The sequence below is a fragment of the Empedobacter falsenii genome, from assembly GCF_019308355.1.
Lineage (GTDB): Bacteria > Bacteroidota > Bacteroidia > Flavobacteriales > Weeksellaceae > Empedobacter > Empedobacter falsenii_B.
In genome coordinates, this window is the sequence record NZ_JAAGKM010000039.1 from 1 (window position 1) to 24,383 (window position 24,383).

Sequence of the window (24,383 nt, forward strand, 5' to 3'; positions counted from 1 at the left end):
TTTGCCTTGATTTTGTTTTGATAAGATCTTGACGATCTGAACTTCTGTAAAATTGCTTTGTTTCATAATTATCCCTAAGTTAATAAACTATATTTTTAAACGTTCCGTTTTTTAGGGAAGATTACAGGGACAGGAAACACTATAAATTCCGAAATTCTAAAGAAAAAAATTTCATCTTATAATGAAATTGGTTCATTTGATAAATCAATTATCAAATTGGATAGTATTATACATTCTAAAAACGTAACGAATTACGATTTATATAATTTGTATTTGTTAAAATATCTTACGTATAAAACATTATTAAATTATCCAGAAGCAGAAGAAAATTTAAACGTTGCTGAAAAATATGGTTTAAAGAGTTCGAAATATAAAGTCGAAGTTGAGACAAGAGTTTTAATTGAACGAATCTTCATCCAATTTGATTATTTAAAATATGATAAGGTTAAGGAATTGCTTCAAAAAGTAAATAAATCTAATTTAAAATATTTGGATGCAGAAACTTATGGCTTTTATATTTCTGTTTTAGGCACAATGAATAGTTTAAATAAAAATTATATTCAGGCAGAAAAAGATTATTTGGAAGGTATAGAAATTTTGAAGCAAAAATCTCCCAAACATTTACCTAATATTTATAGAAAGCTTTTACACTTATATACAGAAACAAAGGACAATAAGAAGGCTTTAGAAGCTTTTAACAAAGGTTTGTATTATGCAAAACATTATAGTATAAAACTTTATATTTTGAATATGTATGAATCTCTTACTTAGTATTATGCGCAGAATGAAGATTGGGAAAAAGCATACAAAACAAGATTAATTGTAAATGATCTTGCAACTGATTATGATGCAATTAATCAAAGTGGAAAATTACAAAATTTAGAACGAGAAATTATTAATAAACGAAATGATTTAGAAGTTCGAAATCAAAAAAATATCCGATTATTTCTAGTTATTATTTCTACAATTCTAATCATATTATTAATTGTTCTTTATAAATTCTACAAGATAAACATCGAAAAAAGAAAACTTGTTGAAAATGAAAATGAACGGATGAGAAATAAACTTTCTGATTTGATTAATCATTCGAATAACGCAAATCAAGTTGAAAAGAAAATCATTTTAAGTGATTATAATCTTTCGGAAAGACAACTGGATATCATCGAATTAGTGAAGAAAGGATTTACAAATAAAGAAATTGCAACTGAACTCTATATTTCTGAGAATACCGTGAAATATCATTTAAAGGTTATTTACAATACTTTGGGAATAGAAAGTCGTAATTCGTTGTAAATAAAGGCAATATCCAAAAAACTGTGTAAACATAAATTAAGGTGGGTTTAGTAACTCACCTTATTTATTTTATTAAATTTATAAAACACAGTTTATTATGAAAAAATCTGTAGCCCAATTCATCCAAGATCAAGGTCATTTAGAAGGGATCAAAACCCAAGAAGATCTAAGTAAATTATTAAAAGAATTGCATTCTGATTTATTAGAAGCCATGCTACAAGGCGAACTTGAAGCCCATTTAGGTTACTCAAAAAATGAGAAAAGTGACAATTCCAATGCACGTAATGGCACAACTTCAAAACGTTTAAAAAGCGAATATGGGGAATCTACAATAGAGGTTCCTCGAGATCGAGAAGGAAGTTTTGATCCAATTATTGTCCCAAAACATCAATCCAAATCAGTTTCTGTTGAAAATATGGTTATTTCGTTATACGCTAAAGGTCTAAGTGTTTCGGATATTGAGCAGGAACTTTACGAATTATACGGCTATAAACTCTCTACATCAGCAATATCCATCATTACTGATAAAGTAAATAGTCAAGTTTTGGATTGGCAAAATCGTCCTCTAGAATCTATTTATTGCATTGTTTGGATGGATGGCATTGTGTTTAAAGTTCGTCAAGGCGGAAAAGTAATCAATAAAACGATTTATCTAGCTGTTGGTTTAAACCGTGAAGGTCACAAAGAAATCCTTGGAATGTGGCTTGGAGAGAACGAATCTGCTGCTTTTTGGCAAGGTGTGATGACGGATTTAAAAGCGCGTGGCGTAGAAGATATTTTGGTTACAGTAACTGATAATTTAAACGGATTTACACAATCTATAACCAATATTTTCCCTCAAGCGAACACACAAATTTGCGTGGTTCACCAGATTAGAAACTCTGCTCGATACGTAGTCTGGAAGGATAAAAAAGAATTTACCTCAGACATGAAACTCATTTACAATGCGCCAAACAGAGAGATGGCTGCTTTAGAATTAGATCGTTTTGCAGAAAAATGGATTCAAAAATATCCCTACGCAATGCAATCTTGGAGAAATAATTGGGACGAATTAACTGTATTTTTTGACTTTCCTATTGAAATCAGAAAAATTATTTACACCACCAACCTTATCGAAAATTTGAATGGAAAAGTCCGAAAATATACCAAAAATAAACTAGTATTCCCAACAGATGACGCGCTCAAAAAGTCAGTTTATCTATCGTTAATGCAAATCTCAAAAAAATGGACACAACCAATTCATAATTGGGGAATAATTTTAAATCAATTTTTAACTATATTTGAAAAAAGGGTTCAACTATAAAAAAGTCAAACCCACCTGAAATATATTTACACAAAATTTTGGACAGTGTCTAAATAAAAAATCTCGAGCAAATGCTCGAGATTTTTTTATTTATTCATTTGTTTCAATATACTTAATGTTTTTTTATCGACTTGATCTGCATAAAAAAACTTCAAAACATCTTTGATAATTTTTTCTTTCGGAACTATAAAGTTGAATAAAGTCAAACTTGATTTCAGTTTCATTGCATCATTTTTTCCGAAAATTAATTGCGGAATTACGCCTTTATGTTGCATTAATAATACAGATAAAACTTCTAAATAATTTCCCCAAAGTTCTTCATCTTTCACAAAAGCTCTCGCCTCTTCTTTTGAAGAAATTGAAAATTCTAATGACGAATCACTAGAACCTAAACCAACTAATTGAGGAAACATAAAAACAATCCAATTCGTTTGCTTTTTTCCTGCATGAACTTCCATCAAAATTTCATCGTACACAAAACTTTGCGCATCGTGAAATCGTTTCAAATTAAATTTATCGTGGGGATCTTTTTGTTTCAGTAAATCTCCTATTTTCATATTGTAAAGTTAAAAAAATACCTCACCAAATTGATGAGGCATTTTATTTTTTTTTAAGTCGATTACATTCTTTCAGGAACACCAATTCCTAATAAACGTAACGAATTCTGAATCGTATTTGCAACCCATTGAGAAAGATATAAACGGAAATTTTTCACGTTTTCATCTTCATTTTTCAAGATTGGATTGTTTTGGTAGAATGAATTAAATAATTTTACCAACTCATATACGTAATTAGCAATCAAAGCTGGGCTCATTTCTGTCGCCGCTTTTTCTATTGTATCTTCGAAATCGTATAGTGCACGAATAATTTCTTTTTCAGCATCATTCAATTCTATTGCATTTGCATCAAATTCTTTTGGAGATTCTTTTCTCAATAAAGACTGAATACGCGCAAAAGTATATTGAATAAAAGGTCCTGTATTTCCATTAAAATCAACAGATTCTTTCGGATCGAATAAAATACGTTTCTTAGGATCTACTTTCAAAATGTAATATTTCAAAGCACCCATCGCAATTGTTTCGTACAACTCAGCTTTTTCATCATCAGACATTCCGTCTAATTTCCCTAATTCTTCAGAAATCTCTTTTGCTGTATTATAAACTTCTTGCATCAAATCATCTGCATCTACAACTGTTCCTTCACGAGATTTCATTTTTCCGTTTGGTAAATCAACCATTCCGTAAGACAAGTGATGTAAAGCATCAGCCCAAGAATAACCTAATTTTTTCAAGATTAAGAACAAAACTTTGAAGTGATAATCTTGCTCATTTCCTACAACATACGTTAATTCTTCTAACGTTGGATTATTTTTGAAACGCTCTACTGCAGTTCCTAAATCTTGTGTGATATAAACCGAAGTTCCGTCTGAACGTAAAACTAATTTTTCATCCAAACCTTCTGCAGTCAAATCAATCCAAACAGAACCATCTTCTCTTTTGTAGAAAACACCTTTGTTTAAACCATCTTCAACAATATCTTTTCCTAAAATGTAGGTATTCGATTCGTATAAATATTCGTCAAAAGCAACACCAAGACGTTTGTACGTTTTAGCGAAACCATCATACACCCAACCGTTCATTTTTTGCCAAAGCTCAATAACTTTTGGTTCATGTGCTTCCCATTGACGCAGCATTTCTTGTGCTTCTAAGAAAATTGGAGCTTCTTTTTTCGCTTCGTCTTCCGTTTTTCCTTGCGCTTCTAATTCTTTGATTTCTTGACGATAATGTTTGTCAAATTCCACATAATATTTTCCAACCAAATGGTCGCCTTTCATATTTGCAGATTCTGGTGTTTCACCATTTCCAAATTTTTCCCAAGCAATCATAGATTTACAAATGTGAATCCCACGATCATTAATAATTTGTGTTTTAATCACATTATTTCCTGCTGCTTCAATGATTTGAGAAACCGAAAATCCTAACAAATTATTACGGACATGTCCTAAATGCAAAGGTTTGTTTGTATTTGGCGATGAATATTCTACCATTACCGTTCTCGAATTTTCATCAACTTTTGTAATTCCAAAAGTTGAATTTTGAGCATTTTGAGTAAAATTTTCTAAAAATTCTACTGAACTTAAACTCATATTCAAGAAACCTTTTACAACATTAAACGCTGTAATTTTATTATTTTCAACCAAATTTTCACCGATTTTAGTACCGATTTCTTCTGGTTTACCTTTCAAAGTTCTGATTAATGGGAAAACAACCAATGTATAATCACCTTCAAACTCTTTCCTTGTAAACTGAATTTCAACAGATTCAGGGTTAATTTGATAAACGTTTTGAATCGCTTCTAAAACATTCTGTGTGATGTATTGTTTTAAACTCATTTTATTCCTTTTTACTTAATCGAAATGCAAAAGTACGAAGTTTCAACGAATTTGAACGGATTGCACATTGAGTTTTTAAGAAGTCATCAAGAAAACTTATCTTTGCAAAATGAAAGCTACATTCGCGGATTTCGAATTAACAAAACAATTGAGTTCGGCTTTAGAAAAGTTGAATATCACAACCCCTACTCCAATTCAAGAAAAATCATTCAAACCGATTCTTTCTGGACGAGATATAATGGGAATTGCCCAAACAGGTACAGGTAAAACATTGGCTTACTTATTACCTTTGTTGAATACTTATCAATACTCTAAAACGAATCAACCAAAGATTGTTATTTTGGTTCCGACACGCGAATTAGTTGTTCAGGTTACCGATATTTTAGAGCAATTAACAGAGTTTATCAATGTTCGTGTTTTAGGAATTTATGGTGGTGTAAACATCAATACTCAAAAATTATTGGTGTATGAAGGCGTTGATATTTTGGTTGGAACACCAGGTCGTGTTTTAGATTTGGCGATAGACAATGTATTATCATTCAAAGAAATGAAGAAATTAGTGGTTGACGAATTTGACGAAATGTTGAGTTTAGGTTTTCGTCCGCAACTGATTCATTTATTTACAATGATGAGCGAAAAACGTCAAAACATTTTATTTTCTGCTACGATGACAGATCAAGTAGATGATATGTTACACGAATATTTCAAAAATCCTATTGAAATTTCCTTAGCTCGTTCAGGAACACCATTAGAAAAAATCACTCAATTGGCTATTCCAGTTGAGAATTTCAATACAAAATTGAATTTAATTGTTCATCAATTAGGAGACAAAGCAAAATTTGAGAAAGTTTTAATTTTCGCAAACAATAAAAAACATGCTGATTTAATCTTTAATCATTTAGATGAAATTTATCCAGATGAATTTGGAGTAATTCATTCTAACAAATCTCAAAATTATCGTTTGAGAACAATGGAAGCCTTTACCAGAGATGAATACCGAGGAATTATCACGACAGATATTATGGCTCGTGGTTTGGATATTCCTGATGTTACGCATGTTATCAATTTCGAAATTCCAGAAATTCCAGAACAATATATTCACCGAATTGGGCGTACAGGACGTGCGGATAAAAAAGGAGAAGCGATTTCTTATTTTTCTGAAAAGGAAATTGAACGTTTAGATGCTATTGAAGCATTGATGGATAAAGAGATTAACGAACTTCCTTTTCCTGAAGAGGACGTAAAAATAAATCCTGTAAAACGTGAATTTGAGAAAGATGTTGTAAAAATGAAACAACTTACAACTGTAAAAATTAAAGAACGTGGTGCAGCATTTCACGAGAAAAAAGATAAAAATAAAAAGGTGAATTTAGGTGGTCCTACAAAACGTAAACCACCAAAATCTAAACCTAAAAACCGTGGTCAGCAAAAACAAAAAGCGAAAGCACGTAAAAAAGGAAAATAAAATGAAAGCGACCAATTGGTCGCTTTTCTTATTTTAAAATCTGTTTGAATTTAGATTTAAATTTTGCAATTTTTGGTCCAACAACTGCCGAACAATATGGCTGATCTGGATTTTCATTGTAATAACCTTGATGATAATCTTCGGCTGGCCAAAATTTATCTAAAGGCTCTATTGTTGTAACGAATTTATCTTCATACAAAGTTCCGTTATCAAACTCTTTTAACGATTCTTCCGCTTGCTTTTTTTGTTCTTCTGATGTGTAAAAAATACTCGAACGATATTGTGTACCAACATCGTTTCCTTGTCTATTTAACTGTGTTGGATTATGTATATTCCAAAAAATTTCTAATAATTCTTTGTACGAAATCACTTCATTGTCAAAAGTAATTTCAACAACTTCCGCATGATTTGTATCTGTATCACAAACCTGACGATAAGTAGGATTTTCTACATTACCTCCTGCAAATCCAGAGATAGCTTGTTCTACTCCATTTATCGAATTAAAAATTCCTTCCACACACCAAAAACAACCAGCTCCTAAAACTGCTATTTCCTTGCTCATGTCTTCTCTATTTTTACTTATTCAATCAAAAAAAATTCTAATTTATCAGAACCATTCTTATATTTTTATACCAATTGGAAAGCGGTATCATCTTTTACATCACCAATAACAAAAGTACTGTGAGTACTACCAATTACCTTTATTGTTGTTAGTTTATTTACCATAAAATCTCTGTATTCGTCCATATTTTCGAAAGACATTTTGATAATGTAATCGTAATCACCACTTACATGATAACTCGCCTGAACTTCTTTTAAATTCACAATTTCGTTTTCGAAAATCTTGATGTTATCAGCAGAATGTTGTTGTAACTTAATATGGCTAAATACCAAAAGCTCTCTGTTAATTAATCTTCTATTTACAAGCGCAACATATTTAGAAATAATTCCTGACTTTTCTAATTTCTTGATTCTTTCATGAATTGCGGTTGACGATAAATTTAACTTATCAGATAATTCTTTATAGGTAATTTTACTGTTTTCTTGTAGATACATTAGCAGCTGTTGATCGAGAGTGTCAAATTTCATTTCAATTAATTTTTTTCTAAAGTAACAACATTATTTTGAATAATTATCTATATAGATTAAAAAAATTACTCATTTACAGAAAATATATTTATAATTTATTAAAACACACCGTTTTTTGTTCTATTCTAAAAAAGATAAAAAGTTAAACTCTATAATTTTTATATACTAATAAATGTTAAATATCTTTCATTATTCATATTATTCATTGTATATTTGAGCTCGAAAAATCGAGAGGAAAGATTTGACTGATTGCAACCTCATAAAACAATTGCTAAAACAGGACTTCAGTTTTCTCCTTCCCTCTATCATTTTAAAAAAAAGTATAGAAATGTCATATTTATTTACGTCAGAATCAGTTTCTGAGGGGCATCCAGATAAAATTGCCGATCAAATTTCTGATTCAATTCTTGACCACTTTTTAGCATTTGATGCAAAAAGTAAAGTAGCTTGTGAAACTTTAGTAACGACTGGACAAGTTGTTTTAGCAGGTGAAGTAAAATCTAATTCTTACATTGATTTACAACGTGTAGCAAGAGAAACAATTGCTGAAATTGGTTACACGAAAAGTGAATATATGTTCGATGCAAATTCTTGTGGAATTTTATCTGCAATTCACGAACAATCTCCAGATATTAACCAAGGTGTAGACAGACAATCTGACGAAGAGCAAGGTGCTGGTGACCAAGGAATGATGTTTGGTTATGCTACAAGCGAAACTGAAAACTATATGCCTTTGGCGTTAGATTTATCGCACAGATTATTGAAAGAATTAGCGCATATCCGTAAATACGAAAAAGATTTGTTACCATATTTACGTCCTGATGCTAAATCTCAAGTAACAATTGAATATGATAATGACAACAAACCTGTTCGTATCGATACTATTGTAATTTCTACTCAACATGATGACTTCGCAAACGAAGAAGCAATGAGAGATAAAATTACAAATGACTTAGTAAGTATTTTAATTCCACGTGTAAAAGCGCAATTACCTGTTCATTTACGCGATTTATTTACAGATAGTATTACTTATCATATCAATCCTACAGGGAAATTCGTTATTGGAGGACCTCACGGAGATACAGGTTTGACTGGTCGTAAAATTATTGTAGATACTTATGGTGGTAAAGGTGCTCACGGTGGTGGTGCTTTCTCAGGAAAAGATCCATCAAAAGTTGACCGTTCTGCTGCTTATGCTGCGCGTCATATTGCTAAAAACTTGGTTGCAGCTGGTGTTGCTGACGAAGTTTTAGTACAAGTTTCTTATGCAATTGGTGTTGCTGCTCCAGTTTCTTTATTAGTAAATACTTTCGGAACTCAAAAAGTTGAGTTAACTGAAGGAGAAATTTCTACAAAAGTTTCTGAAATCTTTGATATGAAGCCTTTCGCTATCGAACAAAGATTAAAATTAAGAAACCCAATTTACAAAGAAACTGCATCTTACGGACACTTAGGTAGAGAACCAAAAATAGTTTCAAAACGCTTTGAATCTGCTAATGGACAGGATGTTGTTGAAGTTGAAGTTGAATTATTCACTTGGGAAAAATTAGACTTCGTAGATCAAATTAAAACAGCTTTCGGATCATAATCTGAAATTTTAAATCATACTAAAAAATCCACTCAATATTGAGTGGATTTTTTTATGATTAATTTTCACTAATCGAATTGACTAACCAATATCGTTTTCCATCTTTGTAAGAAATATTGATACTATCTCTAGAAAGCATAATCAGTTTTTTCGGTGTCCATCCCACATTTCGTAACGAATTGCTTCCTGTCATTTCCATTTGAATATTTTCTATCGGATCAATTTTTTGAGATGTGATAAAATCAAATTTATATAAATTCTTAGATTGAGAAACTTGCACTACTACACTATCTTGAACAATTCCTCCTAAAGAATCTTGAAAAATTATAAATCGTCTTTCATATTTTTCTTTATAAATAGTATTCAGACCATCATCTTCATTATTACAAGAAAATATCAGCATTAATAAAGAAGCAAAACATACAATCGTTCTCATAAAACATCATTTTATATTTAACTATTTTCAACTCAAAATATTGTACAAAAAAAAGACGCTCACAACTGAACGTCTTTTATTATTATTCCTAAAAATTATCTTGTTGCATTCGCAGTCCAAGTTTTACCATCTTTTGTATAAAGAATAGTTAATTTTGAATTATCAATTCTAATGTAAGATAATTCTGTTGCCCCAACACTTACTAAAGTATTGTCTCCTTTTTTCTCGAACTCAACTCCGTTCAAATCTGGAATTTTATCAGAAAAAGCAAAATTATACTTTGTTCCACTTGCAATTTTAGTTACAAATACACTTCCATTATCAGCAGAAAGAGTATTATATCCATCAACATAACTTATTTTTCCTTTATAAGTTCCTGCAAAGAAATCATTGTTTGCTGGATCATCATCATCGCTACAAGCCGTAAATACAAATAAGGCAAAAAATGTTACCGCTAAAAATTTCAATAGATTCTTCATGTTTTTATATTTTTAATTTGGTTATAACAATCAATATTTTCAATTATAATACCATAAAATGTTAAATAAAATTGATAAAGTATTTTTTTACATTTTTAACTCTCACAAAAAATCGTATTTTTGAAGCAATATATAATACCTATAAACATGAATTTATTGCAAGGTAAAACAGCAATCGTTACAGGCGCAACTCGCGGTATTGGAAAAAGTATTGCTGAAGTTTTTGTGAAAAATGGCGCTAACGTTGCCTTTACTTATGCTTCTTCTGTAGAAAAAGCAAAAGCTTTGGAAGAAGAATTGGGACAATTCGGTAAAGTAAAAGGATATCAATCTGATGCTTCTGATTACGAAGCTGCTCAAAAATTAGTGGAAGATGTAATTGCTGAGTTTGGTCAAGTTGATATTGTAATTAATAATGCTGGAATTACAAAAGATAATTTGTTGATGAGAATGTCTGCAGAAGATTTCGAAAAAGTAATTCAAACAAACTTAAATTCGGCTTTCAACTTAACAAAAGCAGTGATCAAACCAATGATGAAACAACGTTCTGGATCTATCGTGAACATGTCTTCTATTGTTGGAATCAAAGGAAATGCTGGGCAAGCAAATTATGCAGCATCTAAAGCTGGTTTAATTGGTTTCTCTAAATCTGTTGCATTAGAATTAGGTTCTCGTAATATTCGTTGTAATGCAATTGCACCAGGTTTCATCGAAACTGAAATGACAGAAGTTTTAGACCAAAAAGTTGTTGAAGAATGGCGTAATGGAATTCCATTAAAACGTGGAGGACAAACAGAAGACGTTGCAAATGCATGTTTATTCTTAGCGTCAGATTTATCAAGTTATGTAACAGGACAAGTTTTGAGTGTAGACGGAGGTTTACATACTTAATTCTTAAAAATATCATACTTTTTGAAAGGTTTTGTTTAGTAAATTTGCTAATCAAAACCTTTTATAATTTAAGACAACTACGTTGAGAAAAATATCAAATAAATTAAATGTTCAATTGATTGCTGAAACTTTTTTGGCTTTCGGAATTGATCATATCGTATTATCGCCAGGATCTCGAAACGGAGCATTAACAATGCAATTTGCGAATGACAAACGTTTCAAAACTTATAGTGTAATCGACGAACGTTCGGCAGGATTTGTCGCTTTGGGAATGGCACAGCAAATTCAGAAACCTGTTGTTGTTTGTTGTACTTCTGGTTCGGCAACGGCAAATTATTACCCAGCAATTACGGAAGCTTTTTTTCAAAATGTTCCTGTAATCGTGCTTTCTGCAGATCGTCCCGAGCATTTGGTTGATAATTTTGATGGACAAACCATTCGCCAAAAAGATATTTTTGAGAAACATTCAGTTCATAATGTACAACTTTCCGAAAGTGAAGAAACGGATGATTTAACGCGAAATATGTTGTTGACGAAATATGCGTTGATTGATTGTATGCACAAATCTGCGCCAATTCATATCAATATGCCTTTTTCTGAGCCTTTGTACGAATCTGTAACAACACCAGATATTGAAATTGATACAATTACAATTCCTGCAAAAGATTATCCAGAAATTGATGTAATTGATTTGATGAAACGTTGGAATGCTTCGACGCGTAAAATGATTTTGGTCGGATTACATCATCCTGATGCCAAATTTGATCATTTTGTAAAACAATTGGCGCAAGATGATTCGGTTGTTGTGTTAACAGAAGTAACATCAAATATTCATGATGAACGATTTTTCAATAAAATAGATCAAGTTATTTTCCCTTATTCGGAAGAAGAATTAGAAGCGTTGAAACCTGATATTTTATTGACAATTGGGCAAAATGTCGTTTCCAAAAAGATTAAAAAATTCTTACGTGATCAAAAGCCAACGCAACATTGGCATTTAGATGAATATTGGCAACCAGACACTTTCCAAGCATTAACAGATAAAATTGAGACGAAACCTGAATTGTTTCTAGAACAATTTGTTCCGTTTGTTAATCCAAAAGAATCAGAATATTACAACACATGGAATTCGATACGAGAAGCGAATAATATCAAACACAAAAATTACATCAATATGATTCCATTTTGTGATTTGAAAGCATTTGATTCCATTATTAGAAATTATCCTGAAAATTGGCAAATTCAGTACGGAAATTCAACCATTATTCGTTACGGATTATTGTATGATCATAACAATTCGAATCCTGTTTTCTGTAATCGTGGAACAAGTGGAATTGATGGTTCTACGTCGACAGCAATTGGCGCTTGTATCGCTTCTGGTCAAAATACGGTGATGATTACGGGCGATATTTCATTTTTCTATGATTCGAATGCGTTGTGGAATGTCAATATGCCAAATAATTTCAGAATTATTTTGATTAATAATGGTGGCGGAAATATTTTCAAATTTATTCCTGGTCCTTCTGAAACAGATGTAGTTGAAGATTATTTTGAAACAAAACATCATTTCACTGCCGAACATTTAGCTAAAATGTATGATTTTGAATATAATGTTGTTTCAAATTTAACAGATTTAGAAAATTCGTTCAACGATTTTTATGCAGAAAGTAATCGTCCGAAGATTTTAGAAATTGATACGCGAAATTCTGCTAATGATGCTATTTTAAGAGGGTATTTTAGTAGTTTGAAGTAAAAATATTAGAAGAGAAATCAATTCGTTTGGTTTCTCCTTTTTTTATTTAAATTAATTCAATTTTCTCTCCTAAAAATTTTGGTTGAATACCAAAAAAGCTATCAATAAAAACTTTAGTTCGAGCAAAATATTCGCGAATATTTGTTTTTAATCCAGCATGTTTATTGACATCTTTCGCATTGTAACCATACGCATTAATTACATTTTTGCGCGCAATGTAAACCGCTCGTTGATTGTGAAATTCTTGAGAAACTACAATAAAATCATTTTGACCAAAAATTTCTTTTGCACGTATCATCGAATCCAAGGTTCTAAAACCTGCATAATCCAAATAAATCACATTTTCTGGAACTCCATTTTTTATCAAAGCTTGTTTCATCGCTTCAGGCTCATTATAATTTTTTCGACCATGATCTCCACTCAAAATAAAATGCGTCACTTTCCCTGATTGATACAACTTTGTTGCAGCATCAATACGATATGTGAAGTAATAATTTTGGAAACCACTCACCAAATTTGGCGCTGTTCCCAATACAATCGCAACTTTGGTTTTAGGTAAAATCTCTAATTTATCTGTGACAAATTCTTCCGTTGAGTTTTCTATTTTATAATTTGCAAAAGCTGTGAACAAAAGACTTCCAATTCCTAAAATAAGTAAAGTATAAAAAGATTTTTTCAGAAACTTTTTGGTTTTGATTTTCATAGTTGGTTCAAGATTATTTCTTGTGTTAAAAATACAATATATTCTTCAGTTTTATAATGATTTAAGAACTCCTATCCGATAATAAATATTTAAAATCAAAATTTCATTAAAAAAATCTATCTTACTATATTGCGTATTATTTTTTCAAAATACAACTATGAGAACAAGATTATTTTTTCTAGCCACCACTCTATTTACAGTTTCAACTCTATCAGCACAAAAATTCGAAATTGATACCTTACAATATCAGGGAAGTGATAAAAACATTATCAACCTTGTTGTTTTAGCAGATGGTTATACAAAAGACGAATTAAAATATTATAAAGAAGATGCAAAACGATTTACAGACTATTTTTTCAAAACGGAACCATTAAGTCAATATATCAATTATTTTAATGTATTTGTTATAAATAGTATTTCTGAGGAATCTGGTGCAATTCACCCATATTCTACCAAAGAATGTCCCACAGAAAAAGTAGATTGGGATCAGTTACCTGAACGTTATAATAAATTTGTAAAGAAATATGAAGTTCCGAAAACTAATCCAAATACAATTTTCGGAAGTAGTTTTGATATTTCTGGAATTCATCGTTTAGTTGTTCCAACGAAAAATGAAAAGGTATTACAAGTTCTGAAAGATAATATTCCCAATTATAGTCAAGTTGTAATTCTTGTTAACTCACCTTTTTATGGCAGTTCTGGGGGAGAATTTACTACGACAACAGTTAATTTTAAAAGTAATGATATTGCTGTTCACGAAATTGGACATTCGTTTACAAAGTTGTCTGACGAATATTGGTCTGGTCCGTTGTATATGATTCCTGGTCCAAATAAAACGCAAAATATGCAAGATGTTCCTTGGAAAAATTGGATTGGGATAAATGGAATTGGAATTTATGCTTACGGTGAAAAAGATGCGAGAGCGCAATGGTTTCGTCCGCACGAATTCTGTAAAATGCAGTATTTAATTGCGCCTTTTTGTAATGTTTGTCAAGAAGAATTTATTGAAGTAATTCATCAAAAAACAAATCCCATTATTTCTACAAAACCCGCTGTTGATACTCCTGTTAACACAGAAAACATGAATGCTTTTACTCTTAATTTAGTAAAACCAGTTCCAAATACCCTGAAAGTAAAATGGATTTTGAATAATAAATTGATTGCAGAAAATTTAGATTCTATTCATCTAAACAAAGGTCAATTCAACTTAGAAAAAAATATTTTAAGAGCTGAAGTGACGGATACAACGCAATTAGTAAGAAAAGAAAATCATGCGAATCATATGTACACAACGCAATGGGAAATTACAAAACCTAATAATGAGAGTTTAACTCCACCAGTTTTGACATGGGGTGAAAAACAAGAAAGTTGTTACAATGAACATCAGGCACTAACGGTGAAAAATCCAGAAGCAAAAGTTGAATATTTTTGGTATGATGAGCTAAATTCTACTCAACCATTTGTAAAAGGAAGCAATATTATTAGTCCAACTATTACTGAGAATAAGACTTATTATGTTGAAAGTAATTGGAACAACAAAAAATCTGAACGAAAAGCAATCCAAATTACTGTTTTAGAAAAAATTAATCTTTCTGAAAAATTTAGTATTAAACAAAATAAAAAAGATGGAACAATTATCCTTTCTTAAAAAAATGCTGACAATAAAAAATATAAATTCGACTGGTTGGATGAAAAGGAAAATAGACTCTATAATTTCGATCCAAAAGAGAATAAAACGATCTATAAAGGAAGTGATTCATCAACTAGCACAATCAAAAATGAATCATTAGGTTCTACAATTTTTGTCAAGAAAATAGATAAAGAAACTACATGCTCTAATGAAAAAGTCTCAATAAAATTGTAAATAAGAAAAGCGACCAAAAGGTCGCTTTTCTTATTTATATTTCAGAATAATTATTCTTTAATACGTTCTACATAAGAACCATCTTCTGTGTTGATTTTTACTTTATCACCTTCGTTGATGAATAAAGGAACACGGATTTCAGCACCAGTTTCTGTCGTTGCAGGTTTTGTAGCATTTGTAGCTGTATCACCTTTAAGACCTGGCTCTGTGTATGTAATTTCCATTACAACTGTAGTTGGTAACTCAGCTGCTAAAGCTGTTTCATCAGAAGCACGGAACAAGATTTTTACTTCGTCACCAGCTTTCATAAATTGTGAATTATCAATCAAATCTTTGTTTAAATAAACTTGAGAGAAATCATCATTATTCATGAAGTGGAAACCATTATCATCTTCATATAAATATTGGTAGTTACGTGTTTCTACACGAACTTCTTCAATTTTATGACCAGCAGAGAATGTATTGTCTAATACTTTTCCGTTAGTTAATGATTTTAATTTTGTACGAACGAAAGCAGGTCCTTTACCTGGTTTTACGTGTAAAAATTCGATAATTTTATACGTATCATTATTAAAAATAATACATAAACCTTTTCTGATATCAGAAGTTGTCGCCATTTATTCTATTGTTATTTTATTAAACTCCCGAGCTATATCCTTTCATAATTCCACGATCACTTGTATCGATAAAATCAAGGATCACTTCACGATAATGTGAATCTGGGAATTTTTCTAAGATTTGTTCTACAGCCTGAGATACGTTATTTTTTTGTTGATATAAAATTCTGTAAATACCTTGAATTTCGAAGATTTCTTCTGATGTAAAACCTTTTCTTCTCAATCCAATTGCATTAACTCCCGCATAAGCAACAGGATTTTTTGCAGCTTTAACATACGGAGGAACATCTTTACGAATTTGTGTCGCACCAGCTACAAAAGCATGTTCTCCAATTTTTGTAAATTGATGAACTGCACTATAACCACCAATAAAAGCGAAATCTCCAACTTCTATATGTCCTGCTAAACCAACCGCATTTACAATTACGACATTATTTCCAACAACACAATCGTGCGCGATATGTGCAGTTGCCATAATCAAACAATTGTCACCAATTTTAGTATAACCTAATGCATTAGTTCCTTTGTTTACAGTAACGCATTCACGAATTGTTGTATTGTCACCAATATATGTTAAAGTTTTTTCACCTTCGTACTTCAAATCTTGAGGCTCACCAGAAATTACTGTACCTGGATAAATTTTACAATTTTTTCCAATACGTGCTCCTGACATAATTGTTACATTAGGACCAATCCATGTTCCATCACCAATTTCTACATCTTCGTAAACAGAAGAGAAAGGGCTGATTGTAACATTTTCACCTATTATTGCAGTTGGATGAACATATGCCATCGGATGATTCATAACTTCCATTTCTTTAATTATTCTTTTGTAATAACTGCCATCATTTCTGCTTCCACAGCGATTTGATTGTTCACATATCCAATTCCTTGCATATGAACAATTCCTCTTCTAATTGGTTCAACCAACTCTAATTTAAACACCAATGTATCACCTGGAATAATTTTACGTTTAAATTTAGCACTTTCAATTTTCATGAAATAAGTTGAATAATCTTGAGGATTTTCTAATTCTCCTAAAATTAATAAACCTCCTAATTGCGCCATTGCTTCGATTTGCAATACACCTGGCATAACAGGTTCTTTAGGAAAATGTCCAACAAAGAAAGGCTCGTTCATCGTTACATTTTTCACGCCGATTAAACCTGTTGCACTTTTAGAAATTACCTTGTCAATCAATAAAAATGGTGGACGATGCGGTAATAACTTCATGATATCATTAATATCATAAACTGGTTCTGCTGTCAAATCAAATTCTGGCACTTTGTTACGTTGCGCTAATTTAATTTGTTTACTTAATTTCTTTGCAAAATTTGTATTGGTATGATGTCCAGGTTTTGTTGCAATAATTTTAGCCTTCAATTTTTTACCTACTAAAGCCAAATCTCCTACAACATCTAATAATTTGTGACGAGCAGCTTCGTTTGGATAATGTAAAGTCAAGTGATCTAAAATTCCATTCGGACGAATAGAAACATCATCTCTATTGAATGCTTTACATAATTTTTCTTTTGTTTCTGGCGTAATTTCTTTGTCAACATAAACAATTGCATTGTCTAAATCTCCACCTTTTACTAAACCAGCTTCCAACAATTGCTCTAACTCATGTAAGAAACAAAATGTTCTTGCTTGAGAGATATCTTGTTTGAAATTTTTGATAGATGTTAAAGTTGCATTTTGAGTTCCCAAAACTTTCGTTCCGAAATCTACCATTGCTGTAACTTGGTATTCATCTGCAGGAATCGCAGTGATTTCTGATCCTGTTTCTGGATCTACATACGTTACAATTTCTTTAATTCTATAATATTCTCTGTCTTTATCTTGCTCTACAATTCCAGCAGATTCTATTGCTTCAACGAAAAAACGAGAAGAACCGTCCATAATTGGTGGTTCCGCATTATCAATTTCAATGTAACAATTATCAATATCCATACCTACCAAAGCCGCCAAAACGTGCTCTGTTGTATGTACTTTAACTCCTTTCTTCTCTAAAGTTGTTCCTCTGGCTGTGCTCACAACATATTGTGCATCAGCTTCTACTTGAGGTTGACCTTCTAAATCTGTTCTAACAAATACAAATCCTGTATCTGGTTCGGCTGGTTTAAATGTTAAGGTAACAAATTTACCTGTATGTAAGCCAACACCTTTTAGAACGGCTTCATTCGCTAAAGTTTTTTGTTTATCAGACATTAACTTTTACTTTTGTTTGTTCTCTTTTTCTAATTTATCGATTCGTTTCACAATTTCTGGAAACTTTCTAAAATGTACGTACGATTTTCTAAAACTTGACGCCTCCATTGCTGGCGAACCATACAATTGCGTTTTGCTTTCTACATCACCATTAATACCACTCTGAGCTTGTACTTGTACAAAATCTCCGATTGTCAAATGACCTGCGATACCAACTTGACCTCCAATCATACAATTGCGTCCAATTTTTGTAGAACCTGCTACTCCACTTTGCGAAGCAATAACAGTATTCTCACCAATTTGAACGTTGTGAGCAATTTGAATTTGGTTATCTAATTTTACTCCTTTACGAATAATTGTAGATCCCATTGTTGCTCTATCTATTGTTGATCCTGCTCCAATTTCGACATTATCTTCAATCAAAACATTTCCTATCTGAGGAATTTTTTCGAAAGAACCATCTGGATTTGGCGCAAAACCGAAACCATCAGCACCAATCACAACATTAGAATGAATGATACAATTTTGACCAATTTCACACTCTTCATACACTTGTACGCCTGAATGTAAAACGGTATTATCACCAATCTTAGCATGATCGCCAATCGTTACATTTGGATATATTTTTACATTATTCCCAATCGAAACATTAGTTCCAATATAAGAAAAACTTCCAACATATACATTATCTCCTAGTTGCGCAGTAGAATTTACTTTCGTATATTCTTCTATTCCAACTTTATTATTTTTTATCGTATTGTAATACTGCAACAGCTTTGTAAAGGCTTGATATGCATCTTCAACCACAATCAATGTAGACGAAATAGAATCTGTTGCCACAAAATCCTTACTCACAATCACAATAGAAGCGTTTGTTGTATAGATAAAATGCTCGTATTTCGGATTAGCCAAAAACGAAATCGAACCTTCTTTTCCTTCCTCTATCTTCGATAATGTGGAAACCTCTACATTTGCATCACCTGTTACGGTTCCTTGCAATAATTGCGCAATCTCTGCAGCTTTAAATTTCATAGTCTGCAAAACTAATAATTATTCTTAAATTTATAAAATGATTATTTAAGTTATTTAACTTTTTTGTCAAATTCTTCAAATCGATATTTAAACGCTATGGTAATGATATTTTGTAATTTCTTGTTGCAAAAATTGCGTTAACAAACTTTTTTCTGAACTCGAAATTTCTTTTACCTCACCATTTTTATATAAAACCTTTATTGGACTTTTTGATTTTTCGTACGGAACAATTTTTATCGTTGTTTGTTCCACAAAATAACTTGCATCATCAATTCCTAAAGCTTTTTCTACTCTATTTTTTTCAACCAAAATTTCTTCTTCGGATAATTTTGTATCCATCAAATATGATTTTGGTAATGTACGCTGAATGATATTTTTTGATAATTTACTCAAAATTAAATCATCATGAAACTGCCATTCTTTTATCGCTGATAAAACATCCGAGTCGTCCAAACGTGTGAAAATTTCTAAACCTTCTTTCGATAAACTTCCAACTTCATTTTCTTTTAAAAAGTATTTAAAAGCAAACGTTGCAAAAAGATTTTCTCCCGTTTTTGTCAATTCTTTCGCTCTTCTCAAAACGCTAATCAAAAAATTCTCTGCTGTAAACGATTTCTTATGCATATACACTTGCATGTACATAAACATACGCGCCATCAAAAATTTCTCGACCGACGAAATTCCCTTTGCTTCTATCACCAACTCATCATTCGAGACATTCATCATTGAGATAATTCGTTCCGGATTGATATTTCCTTCTACCACTCCTGTGTAAAAACTATCGCGCTTCAAATAATCCATGCGATCGCAATCCAACTGACTCGAAACTAATTGTGACAAGAACTTTTTCGGATAATTTCCTTTAAAAATTTGAATAGCTAGAGCTAATCGATTATCAAAAATTTGATTCAATTCTTCCATCAAACGAAGCGAAACTTCTTCGTGATGCGAACCATTAATTATAGAATGTTCAAGAGAATGAGAAAAAGGTCCGTGTCCCAAATCATGCAATAAAATCGCGATTAAAGCTCCATTTTCTTCTTCTGGAGTAATGTCGACGTTTTTTCTTTTGAGAATATTTAAGGCTTTTTGCATCAAATGCATACAACCTAAAGCGTGATGAAAACGAGAATGTCTCGCTCCTGGATAAACCATTTCTGTTAATCCAGTTTGCGTAATTCTACGAAGTCGCTGAAAATATGGATGTTGAATAATCTGATAAATAAGCTCGTTTGGAATCGTAATAAATCCATGAACTGGATCATTTACTATCTTCAACTTATTATTGTTTAATGGATTCAAACGTACTGTTTTGTCGGCAAAGATAAGAATTTTTACTCATTCAGAACGTTACTTTTTTGATTAAGAATGGTTTTTATAAAATATTTTAGATAAAAATCATTTTTGGAATTATTTATGCTAAATAATCATCGCAAATTTTGGGAAAACTACAATTTTGTTTAACATACAATTTTGATTTTAACATTTCCGTAATCGCTATATTTGGAATAATTCTAAAAGTAGAAATCAATATAAAAAATAAAAATATAACAAATGGCTATAAAAATTTTATGGATTGATGATGAAATCGATTTATTGAAACCACACCAGCTTTTTTTAGAGAAGAAAGGATACGATACAACAATGATAAATAATGCGACTGATGCATTAGAAGAAATAGAAAAAGAGAGCTTTGCAGCGGTTTTAATCGACGAAAATATGCCCGGTTTGAGCGGATTGGAAGCTTTACCAAAAATTAAAGAATTGCGTCCAAATCTTCCTGTTATTATGGTCACAAAAAGTGAGGAAGAACATATCATGGAAGATGCAATTGGCTCACATATAGCAGATTATTTAATTAAACCGGTTAATCCAAATCAGATTTTATTGAGTTTGAAAAAGATTTTGGACGCATCGAAAATTATTTCTGAAAAAACAGTGATTAATTATCAACAGGAATTCAGAAATATCACAATGGATATGATGAATGCACGCGATTTTGAAGATTGGCAAGAGATTTATAAAAAATTAGTTTTTTGGGAACTTGAACTTGAAAATATCGAAGATACAGCACTTTCTCAAATCATCGAAAATCAGAAAAGTGAAGCAAATGCAGCTTTCTTCAAATTTATAGAACGTAATTACGAAGATTGGTTGCACGACGACGAAGATCGTCCCGTTTTATCACATACAATTTTCAATCAATTGGTTCGACCTCATCTTGGAAAAGATAAAAATGTTTTATTGATTATGGTGGATAATTTACGCTACGATCAATGGAAAGTTATTGAGCCAATTTTCAATCGTTATTATAATTCAGAAGCCGAAAATTTATATTATAGTATTTTACCTTCGGCAACGCAATATGCTAGAAATGCGTTCTTTTCGGGTTTAATGCCGTTGGAAATTGAGAAAAAATATCCTGAATATTGGTTGAATGATACCGATGAAGGAAATAAAAATATGTACGAAAAAGAATTGTTAGGAGAACAATTAAAACGTCTTGGTTTTGGCGATTTATCGTATAATTATTTTAAAATTTTAAATTCTGATTTCGAGAAAAAAATTGCAGATGATTTTAATAATTACAAAAAGAATAATTTGAATGTAATTGTCTATAACTTTATCGATATTCTTTCGCATGCGAAAACAGACAACAAAATTGTTGGAGAAATTATTCGTGATGATAAAACGTATCGTTCGATCACAAAACATTGGTTTGAAAATTCATATTTAATGGAAATTGTGAAAAAAGCGGCGCAAGAAAAAATGAAAATTATTGTAACAACCGATCACGGAACAATTTACGTAAAAGAGCCTACGAAGGTAATTGGCGACAAAGAAGCGAGTACAAATTTGCGTTATAAATTGGGGAAACAATTGCAATACGATCCAAAAGATGTTTTGGCGGTTGAGCAACCAGAAAAATTCCTTTTACCTAAGGTTAATGTTACGTCAAAGTATATCTTTGCAAAAGAAAATTTATTTTTAACGTATCCAAAAAATTACAATCATTTCGTTAATTATTACAAAAACACTTACCAACACGGTGGAATTTCGTTGGAGGAAATAATTATCCCAATGGTTGTTTTAACACCAAAAAATTAAATGGAATTTATCATCAATAATTTAGACGAATTACCTGAAGTTGCTCAAAAAATAATCGATCAACTTCAGCATAAATTAATCACTTTCGAAGGAGAAATGGGAGCTGGAAAAACAACTTTTATCAAAGAGTTTGTAAAAGCTTTGGGAACAAATGATGAAGTTTCGAGCCCGACTTTTTCGATTGTAAATGAATATGAAACAGATAAAGGAAAAGTTTATCATTTCGATTTTTATCGTCTAAATCATGAAGATGAAGCCTTAGATTTTGGGATTGAAGAATATTTATATTCTAATCAATATTGTTTAATGGAATGGCCAAATAAAATTGCTAACTTTATACCAGATGAGCACCACACAATTACATTGAAAAATGTAGATGGCGTTCGTCATTTAAATTTTAGTTAATAGTATATGGACGGAAAAAATATTTTCACGCCTTTTTCTCAGGAAGATCTTATTCCTCAACCCGAGCGTTTAGAGATTCCTCATAAGAAAGAACGCTTTGATATTGGAATTCCAAAAGAAACAAATAATCAAGAAAAAAGAATTTGTCTTTCTCCTGATGCAGTCGAAATTTTAGTCAATAATGGACATCAAGTTACGATAGAAACCGGAGCAGGAGAAAGTGCAAATTATTCAGATAAAGAATATTCGGAAGCTGGTGCGCAAATTTCTTACAATACGCAAGCTGTTTTCGAGAAACCTATTATTCTAAAAGTTGGTCCACTTACTTTAGATGAAATTGATTGGGTAAAACCAAATGCTTTGATTATTTCATCTGTCCCTACAAATACTTTAAGACGCGAATATTTTCAGAAATTAATTACAAAACGTGTGAATGCGGTTGGATTTGAATTTATTCGTGATGAACAAAATCATTTACCAGTTGTTCGTTTATTAAGTGAAATTGCTGGAACTACAGCAATTTTGGTTGCAAGTGAATTGATGTCTTCTACAAACGGAGGAAACGGAATTTTGATGGGTGGTGTAACAGGTGTTCGGCCAACAGAAGTTGTGATTCTTGGAGCTGGAACGGTTGCAGAGAATGCGACAAGAACAGCTTTAGGTTTAGGTGCTTCGGTGCGTGTTTTTGATAATTCATTAACAAGATTAAGACGATTACAACAAAATATAGGACAACGAGTTTCTACTTCTACATTAGATCCAAAAGAATTAGGAAAAGCTTTACGACGTTGCGATTTAGCAATCGGTGCTCTTCGCGGAGAAACACGTACACCTTGTGTTGTAACTGAGATGATGGTGCAAAATATGAAAGCTGGAGCTGTGATTATTGATGTAAGTATTGATCAAGGAGGATGCTTCGAAACATCTGAATTAACAACTCATGATCACCCTATCATTATTAAGAATGATATAATTCATTATGCGGTTTCTAACATCACTTCTCGCGTCGCACGCACCTCTACCAAAGCGTTGAGCAATTATTTCTTGTCGTATTTATTCCAAATTTCAGAAGAATCTGGTTTTGCGAATGTGGTACAATCGGATAAAACTATAAGAAATGGCGTATATTTGTACAAAGGAAGAATTGTAAAAAAGAACTTATGTGATTGGTTTGATTTACCATTTCACGACATTAATTTATTGATTATATGACGTTTACGCAAAGATTTATGAAGTATTTGATGGGAGTTGGAATTGGGTTAGTTTTCGTCGCTATGGCGTTTGGACCTCGTGCTTTCTCATGTAATTACTTTCCAAATGCAAGAGTTTTGGATGAAGCTTTTTCAAAAAGATTAGCTATTTCACCAGAAGCTCAAGCATTTTTAAAAGCAGAAAATTTAGATTCGACATTCTTGAAAAAAGAATTATTCAAAAGAAGTAAAGTTGATTTTGATCACTCGAAAAAAGATCAAGTTCCTTGTAGAGAATATTTGGCAAACTATAAAAGCAAAGACAATACAAAGGATTATGATTTTGTATTAGAAATTTGCAAAGAAGATTCAAAATTAGTTTCCATCAAAAAGAAATAAAACAAAAAACCACTTCAATTGAAGTGGTTTTTTGTTTTATAAAGGACTGTCTCTTAAAGTGTGTAAGTTCAAAAATTAAGCTTGGGTTAGGTTCTACTTTTTAGAGTCTAACCCTTTCTTGATATAGGATTAAAAATTGATCAATAATAACTCCCCAGTTTCTTA

24 protein-coding genes are annotated in these 24,383 nt (G+C 31.5%); 12 read left to right on the plus strand and 12 right to left on the minus strand.

Annotated elements, in window-relative coordinates:
• Positions 1–216: 216 nt before the first annotated feature.
• The 3 genes from G0Q09_RS12245 (at position 217) to G0Q09_RS12255 (ending at position 2,596) form a co-directional block, all read left to right on the plus strand.
• Positions 217–771 carry a hypothetical protein gene (locus tag G0Q09_RS12245; RefSeq protein WP_219035087.1) on the plus strand — a complete coding sequence of 185 codons (555 nt, stop codon included), beginning with the start codon at positions 217–219 and terminating at the stop codon, positions 769–771.
• A 282-nt stretch (positions 772–1,053) separates the two neighbouring features.
• On the plus strand, positions 1,054–1,293 hold the full coding sequence (locus G0Q09_RS12250; RefSeq protein ID WP_219035088.1) for a helix-turn-helix transcriptional regulator: 240 nt from the start codon (positions 1,054–1,056) through the stop codon (positions 1,291–1,293).
• 97 nt (positions 1,294–1,390) lie between these two features.
• Complete coding sequence (locus G0Q09_RS12255; RefSeq protein WP_219035089.1) at positions 1,391–2,596, plus strand: IS256 family transposase; 1,206 nt, start codon at positions 1,391–1,393, stop codon at positions 2,594–2,596.
• Positions 2,597–2,682: 86 nt separating this feature from the next.
• On the opposite strand, the gene G0Q09_RS12260 is transcribed toward G0Q09_RS12255, so the two are convergent.
• Positions 2,683–3,153 (minus strand): DUF1810 family protein, encoded by a 471-nt coding sequence (locus G0Q09_RS12260; RefSeq protein ID WP_135835150.1) that lies wholly within the window; start codon positions 3,151–3,153, stop codon positions 2,683–2,685.
• Between the two features lie 62 nt (positions 3,154–3,215).
• Positions 3,216–4,988, minus strand: a complete 1,773-nt coding sequence (argS, locus tag G0Q09_RS12265; protein ID WP_219035090.1) for an arginine--tRNA ligase — start codon at positions 4,986–4,988, stop codon at positions 3,216–3,218.
• A 109-nt stretch (positions 4,989–5,097) separates the two neighbouring features.
• On the opposite strand from argS, the gene G0Q09_RS12270 reads away from it, so the two are divergent.
• Positions 5,098–6,453 (plus strand): DEAD/DEAH box helicase, encoded by a 1,356-nt coding sequence (locus G0Q09_RS12270; protein WP_219035091.1) that lies wholly within the window; start codon positions 5,098–5,100, stop codon positions 6,451–6,453.
• A 28-nt stretch (positions 6,454–6,481) separates the two neighbouring features.
• Here G0Q09_RS12270 and msrA read toward each other — a convergent pair whose 3' ends face one another.
• Together msrA and G0Q09_RS12280 are read right to left on the minus strand one after the other, a co-directional pair.
• On the minus strand, positions 6,482–7,015 hold the full coding sequence (msrA, locus tag G0Q09_RS12275; protein ID WP_038336125.1) for a peptide-methionine (S)-S-oxide reductase MsrA: 534 nt from the start codon (positions 7,013–7,015) through the stop codon (positions 6,482–6,484).
• Between the two features lie 65 nt (positions 7,016–7,080).
• On the minus strand, positions 7,081–7,542 hold the full coding sequence (locus G0Q09_RS12280; RefSeq protein ID WP_115001022.1) for an Lrp/AsnC family transcriptional regulator: 462 nt from the start codon (positions 7,540–7,542) through the stop codon (positions 7,081–7,083).
• A gap of 328 nt (positions 7,543–7,870) precedes the next feature.
• On the opposite strand from G0Q09_RS12280, the gene metK reads away from it, so the two are divergent.
• On the plus strand, positions 7,871–9,130 hold the full coding sequence (gene metK, locus G0Q09_RS12285; RefSeq protein WP_219035092.1) for a methionine adenosyltransferase: 1,260 nt from the start codon (positions 7,871–7,873) through the stop codon (positions 9,128–9,130).
• Between the two features lie 58 nt (positions 9,131–9,188).
• On the opposite strand, the gene G0Q09_RS12290 is transcribed toward metK, so the two are convergent.
• The gene (locus G0Q09_RS12290) at positions 9,189–9,566 is read right to left on the minus strand and encodes a hypothetical protein (RefSeq protein WP_219035093.1); all 378 of its coding nucleotides are present in this window, start codon (positions 9,564–9,566) and stop codon (positions 9,189–9,191) included.
• A gap of 95 nt (positions 9,567–9,661) precedes the next feature.
• Positions 9,662–10,045, minus strand: coding sequence for a hypothetical protein (locus G0Q09_RS12295; RefSeq protein WP_219035094.1), 384 nt, complete (start codon positions 10,043–10,045; stop codon positions 9,662–9,664).
• Between the two features lie 147 nt (positions 10,046–10,192).
• Here G0Q09_RS12295 and fabG point away from each other — a divergent pair, with 147 nt between their 5' ends.
• Complete coding sequence (fabG, locus tag G0Q09_RS12300) at positions 10,193–10,936, plus strand: 3-oxoacyl-[acyl-carrier-protein] reductase (RefSeq protein WP_219035095.1); 744 nt, start codon at positions 10,193–10,195, stop codon at positions 10,934–10,936.
• A gap of 82 nt (positions 10,937–11,018) precedes the next feature.
• Positions 11,019–12,689: a 2-succinyl-5-enolpyruvyl-6-hydroxy-3-cyclohexene-1-carboxylic-acid synthase gene (gene menD / locus G0Q09_RS12305; RefSeq protein WP_219035096.1), complete on the plus strand. Its 1,671-nt coding sequence runs from the start codon at positions 11,019–11,021 to the stop codon at positions 12,687–12,689.
• Positions 12,690–12,735: 46 nt separating this feature from the next.
• Here menD and G0Q09_RS12310 read toward each other — a convergent pair whose 3' ends face one another.
• Positions 12,736–13,392 (minus strand): SanA/YdcF family protein, encoded by a 657-nt coding sequence (locus tag G0Q09_RS12310; RefSeq protein ID WP_219035097.1) that lies wholly within the window; start codon positions 13,390–13,392, stop codon positions 12,736–12,738.
• 157 nt (positions 13,393–13,549) lie between these two features.
• Here G0Q09_RS12310 and G0Q09_RS12315 point away from each other — a divergent pair, with 157 nt between their 5' ends.
• Complete coding sequence (locus G0Q09_RS12315; protein ID WP_219035098.1) at positions 13,550–15,040, plus strand: M64 family metallopeptidase; 1,491 nt, start codon at positions 13,550–13,552, stop codon at positions 15,038–15,040.
• Between the two features lie 266 nt (positions 15,041–15,306).
• On the opposite strand, the gene efp is transcribed toward G0Q09_RS12315, so the two are convergent.
• From efp to G0Q09_RS12340, 5 genes are all read right to left on the minus strand, one after another.
• Entirely contained in the window at positions 15,307–15,873 is a 567-nt protein-coding gene (gene efp, locus G0Q09_RS12320) for an elongation factor P (RefSeq protein ID WP_038336113.1), read from the minus strand.
• Positions 15,874–15,892: 19 nt separating this feature from the next.
• The gene (gene lpxA, locus G0Q09_RS12325; protein ID WP_038336134.1) at positions 15,893–16,678 is read right to left on the minus strand and encodes an acyl-ACP--UDP-N-acetylglucosamine O-acyltransferase; all 786 of its coding nucleotides are present in this window, start codon (positions 16,676–16,678) and stop codon (positions 15,893–15,895) included.
• Between the two features lie 17 nt (positions 16,679–16,695).
• On the minus strand, positions 16,696–18,084 hold the full coding sequence (locus G0Q09_RS12330) for a bifunctional UDP-3-O-[3-hydroxymyristoyl] N-acetylglucosamine deacetylase/3-hydroxyacyl-ACP dehydratase (RefSeq protein WP_135835139.1): 1,389 nt from the start codon (positions 18,082–18,084) through the stop codon (positions 16,696–16,698).
• A 6-nt stretch (positions 18,085–18,090) separates the two neighbouring features.
• Positions 18,091–19,116: a UDP-3-O-(3-hydroxymyristoyl)glucosamine N-acyltransferase gene (gene lpxD, locus G0Q09_RS12335; RefSeq protein ID WP_219035099.1), complete on the minus strand. Its 1,026-nt coding sequence runs from the start codon at positions 19,114–19,116 to the stop codon at positions 18,091–18,093.
• An 87-nt stretch (positions 19,117–19,203) separates the two neighbouring features.
• Positions 19,204–20,394: an HD domain-containing protein gene (locus G0Q09_RS12340; RefSeq protein WP_257468232.1), complete on the minus strand. Its 1,191-nt coding sequence runs from the start codon at positions 20,392–20,394 to the stop codon at positions 19,204–19,206.
• 276 nt (positions 20,395–20,670) lie between these two features.
• On the opposite strand from G0Q09_RS12340, the gene porX reads away from it, so the two are divergent.
• The 4 genes from porX to G0Q09_RS12360 are packed head-to-tail and all read left to right on the plus strand — an operon-like array spanning position 20,671 to position 24,218.
• Positions 20,671–22,224, plus strand: coding sequence for a T9SS response regulator signal transducer PorX (gene porX, locus G0Q09_RS12345; protein WP_219035100.1), 1,554 nt, complete (start codon positions 20,671–20,673; stop codon positions 22,222–22,224).
• Positions 22,225–22,629, plus strand: coding sequence for a tRNA (adenosine(37)-N6)-threonylcarbamoyltransferase complex ATPase subunit type 1 TsaE (tsaE, locus tag G0Q09_RS12350; RefSeq protein WP_219035101.1), 405 nt, complete (start codon positions 22,225–22,227; stop codon positions 22,627–22,629). It begins immediately after the preceding gene.
• Positions 22,630–22,635: 6 nt separating this feature from the next.
• On the plus strand, positions 22,636–23,841 hold the full coding sequence (locus tag G0Q09_RS12355) for an alanine dehydrogenase (RefSeq protein WP_219035102.1): 1,206 nt from the start codon (positions 22,636–22,638) through the stop codon (positions 23,839–23,841).
• Positions 23,842–23,858: 17 nt separating this feature from the next.
• Entirely contained in the window at positions 23,859–24,218 is a 360-nt protein-coding gene (locus tag G0Q09_RS12360) for a hypothetical protein (RefSeq protein ID WP_147280013.1), read from the plus strand.
• Positions 24,219–24,383 lie beyond the last annotated feature (165 nt).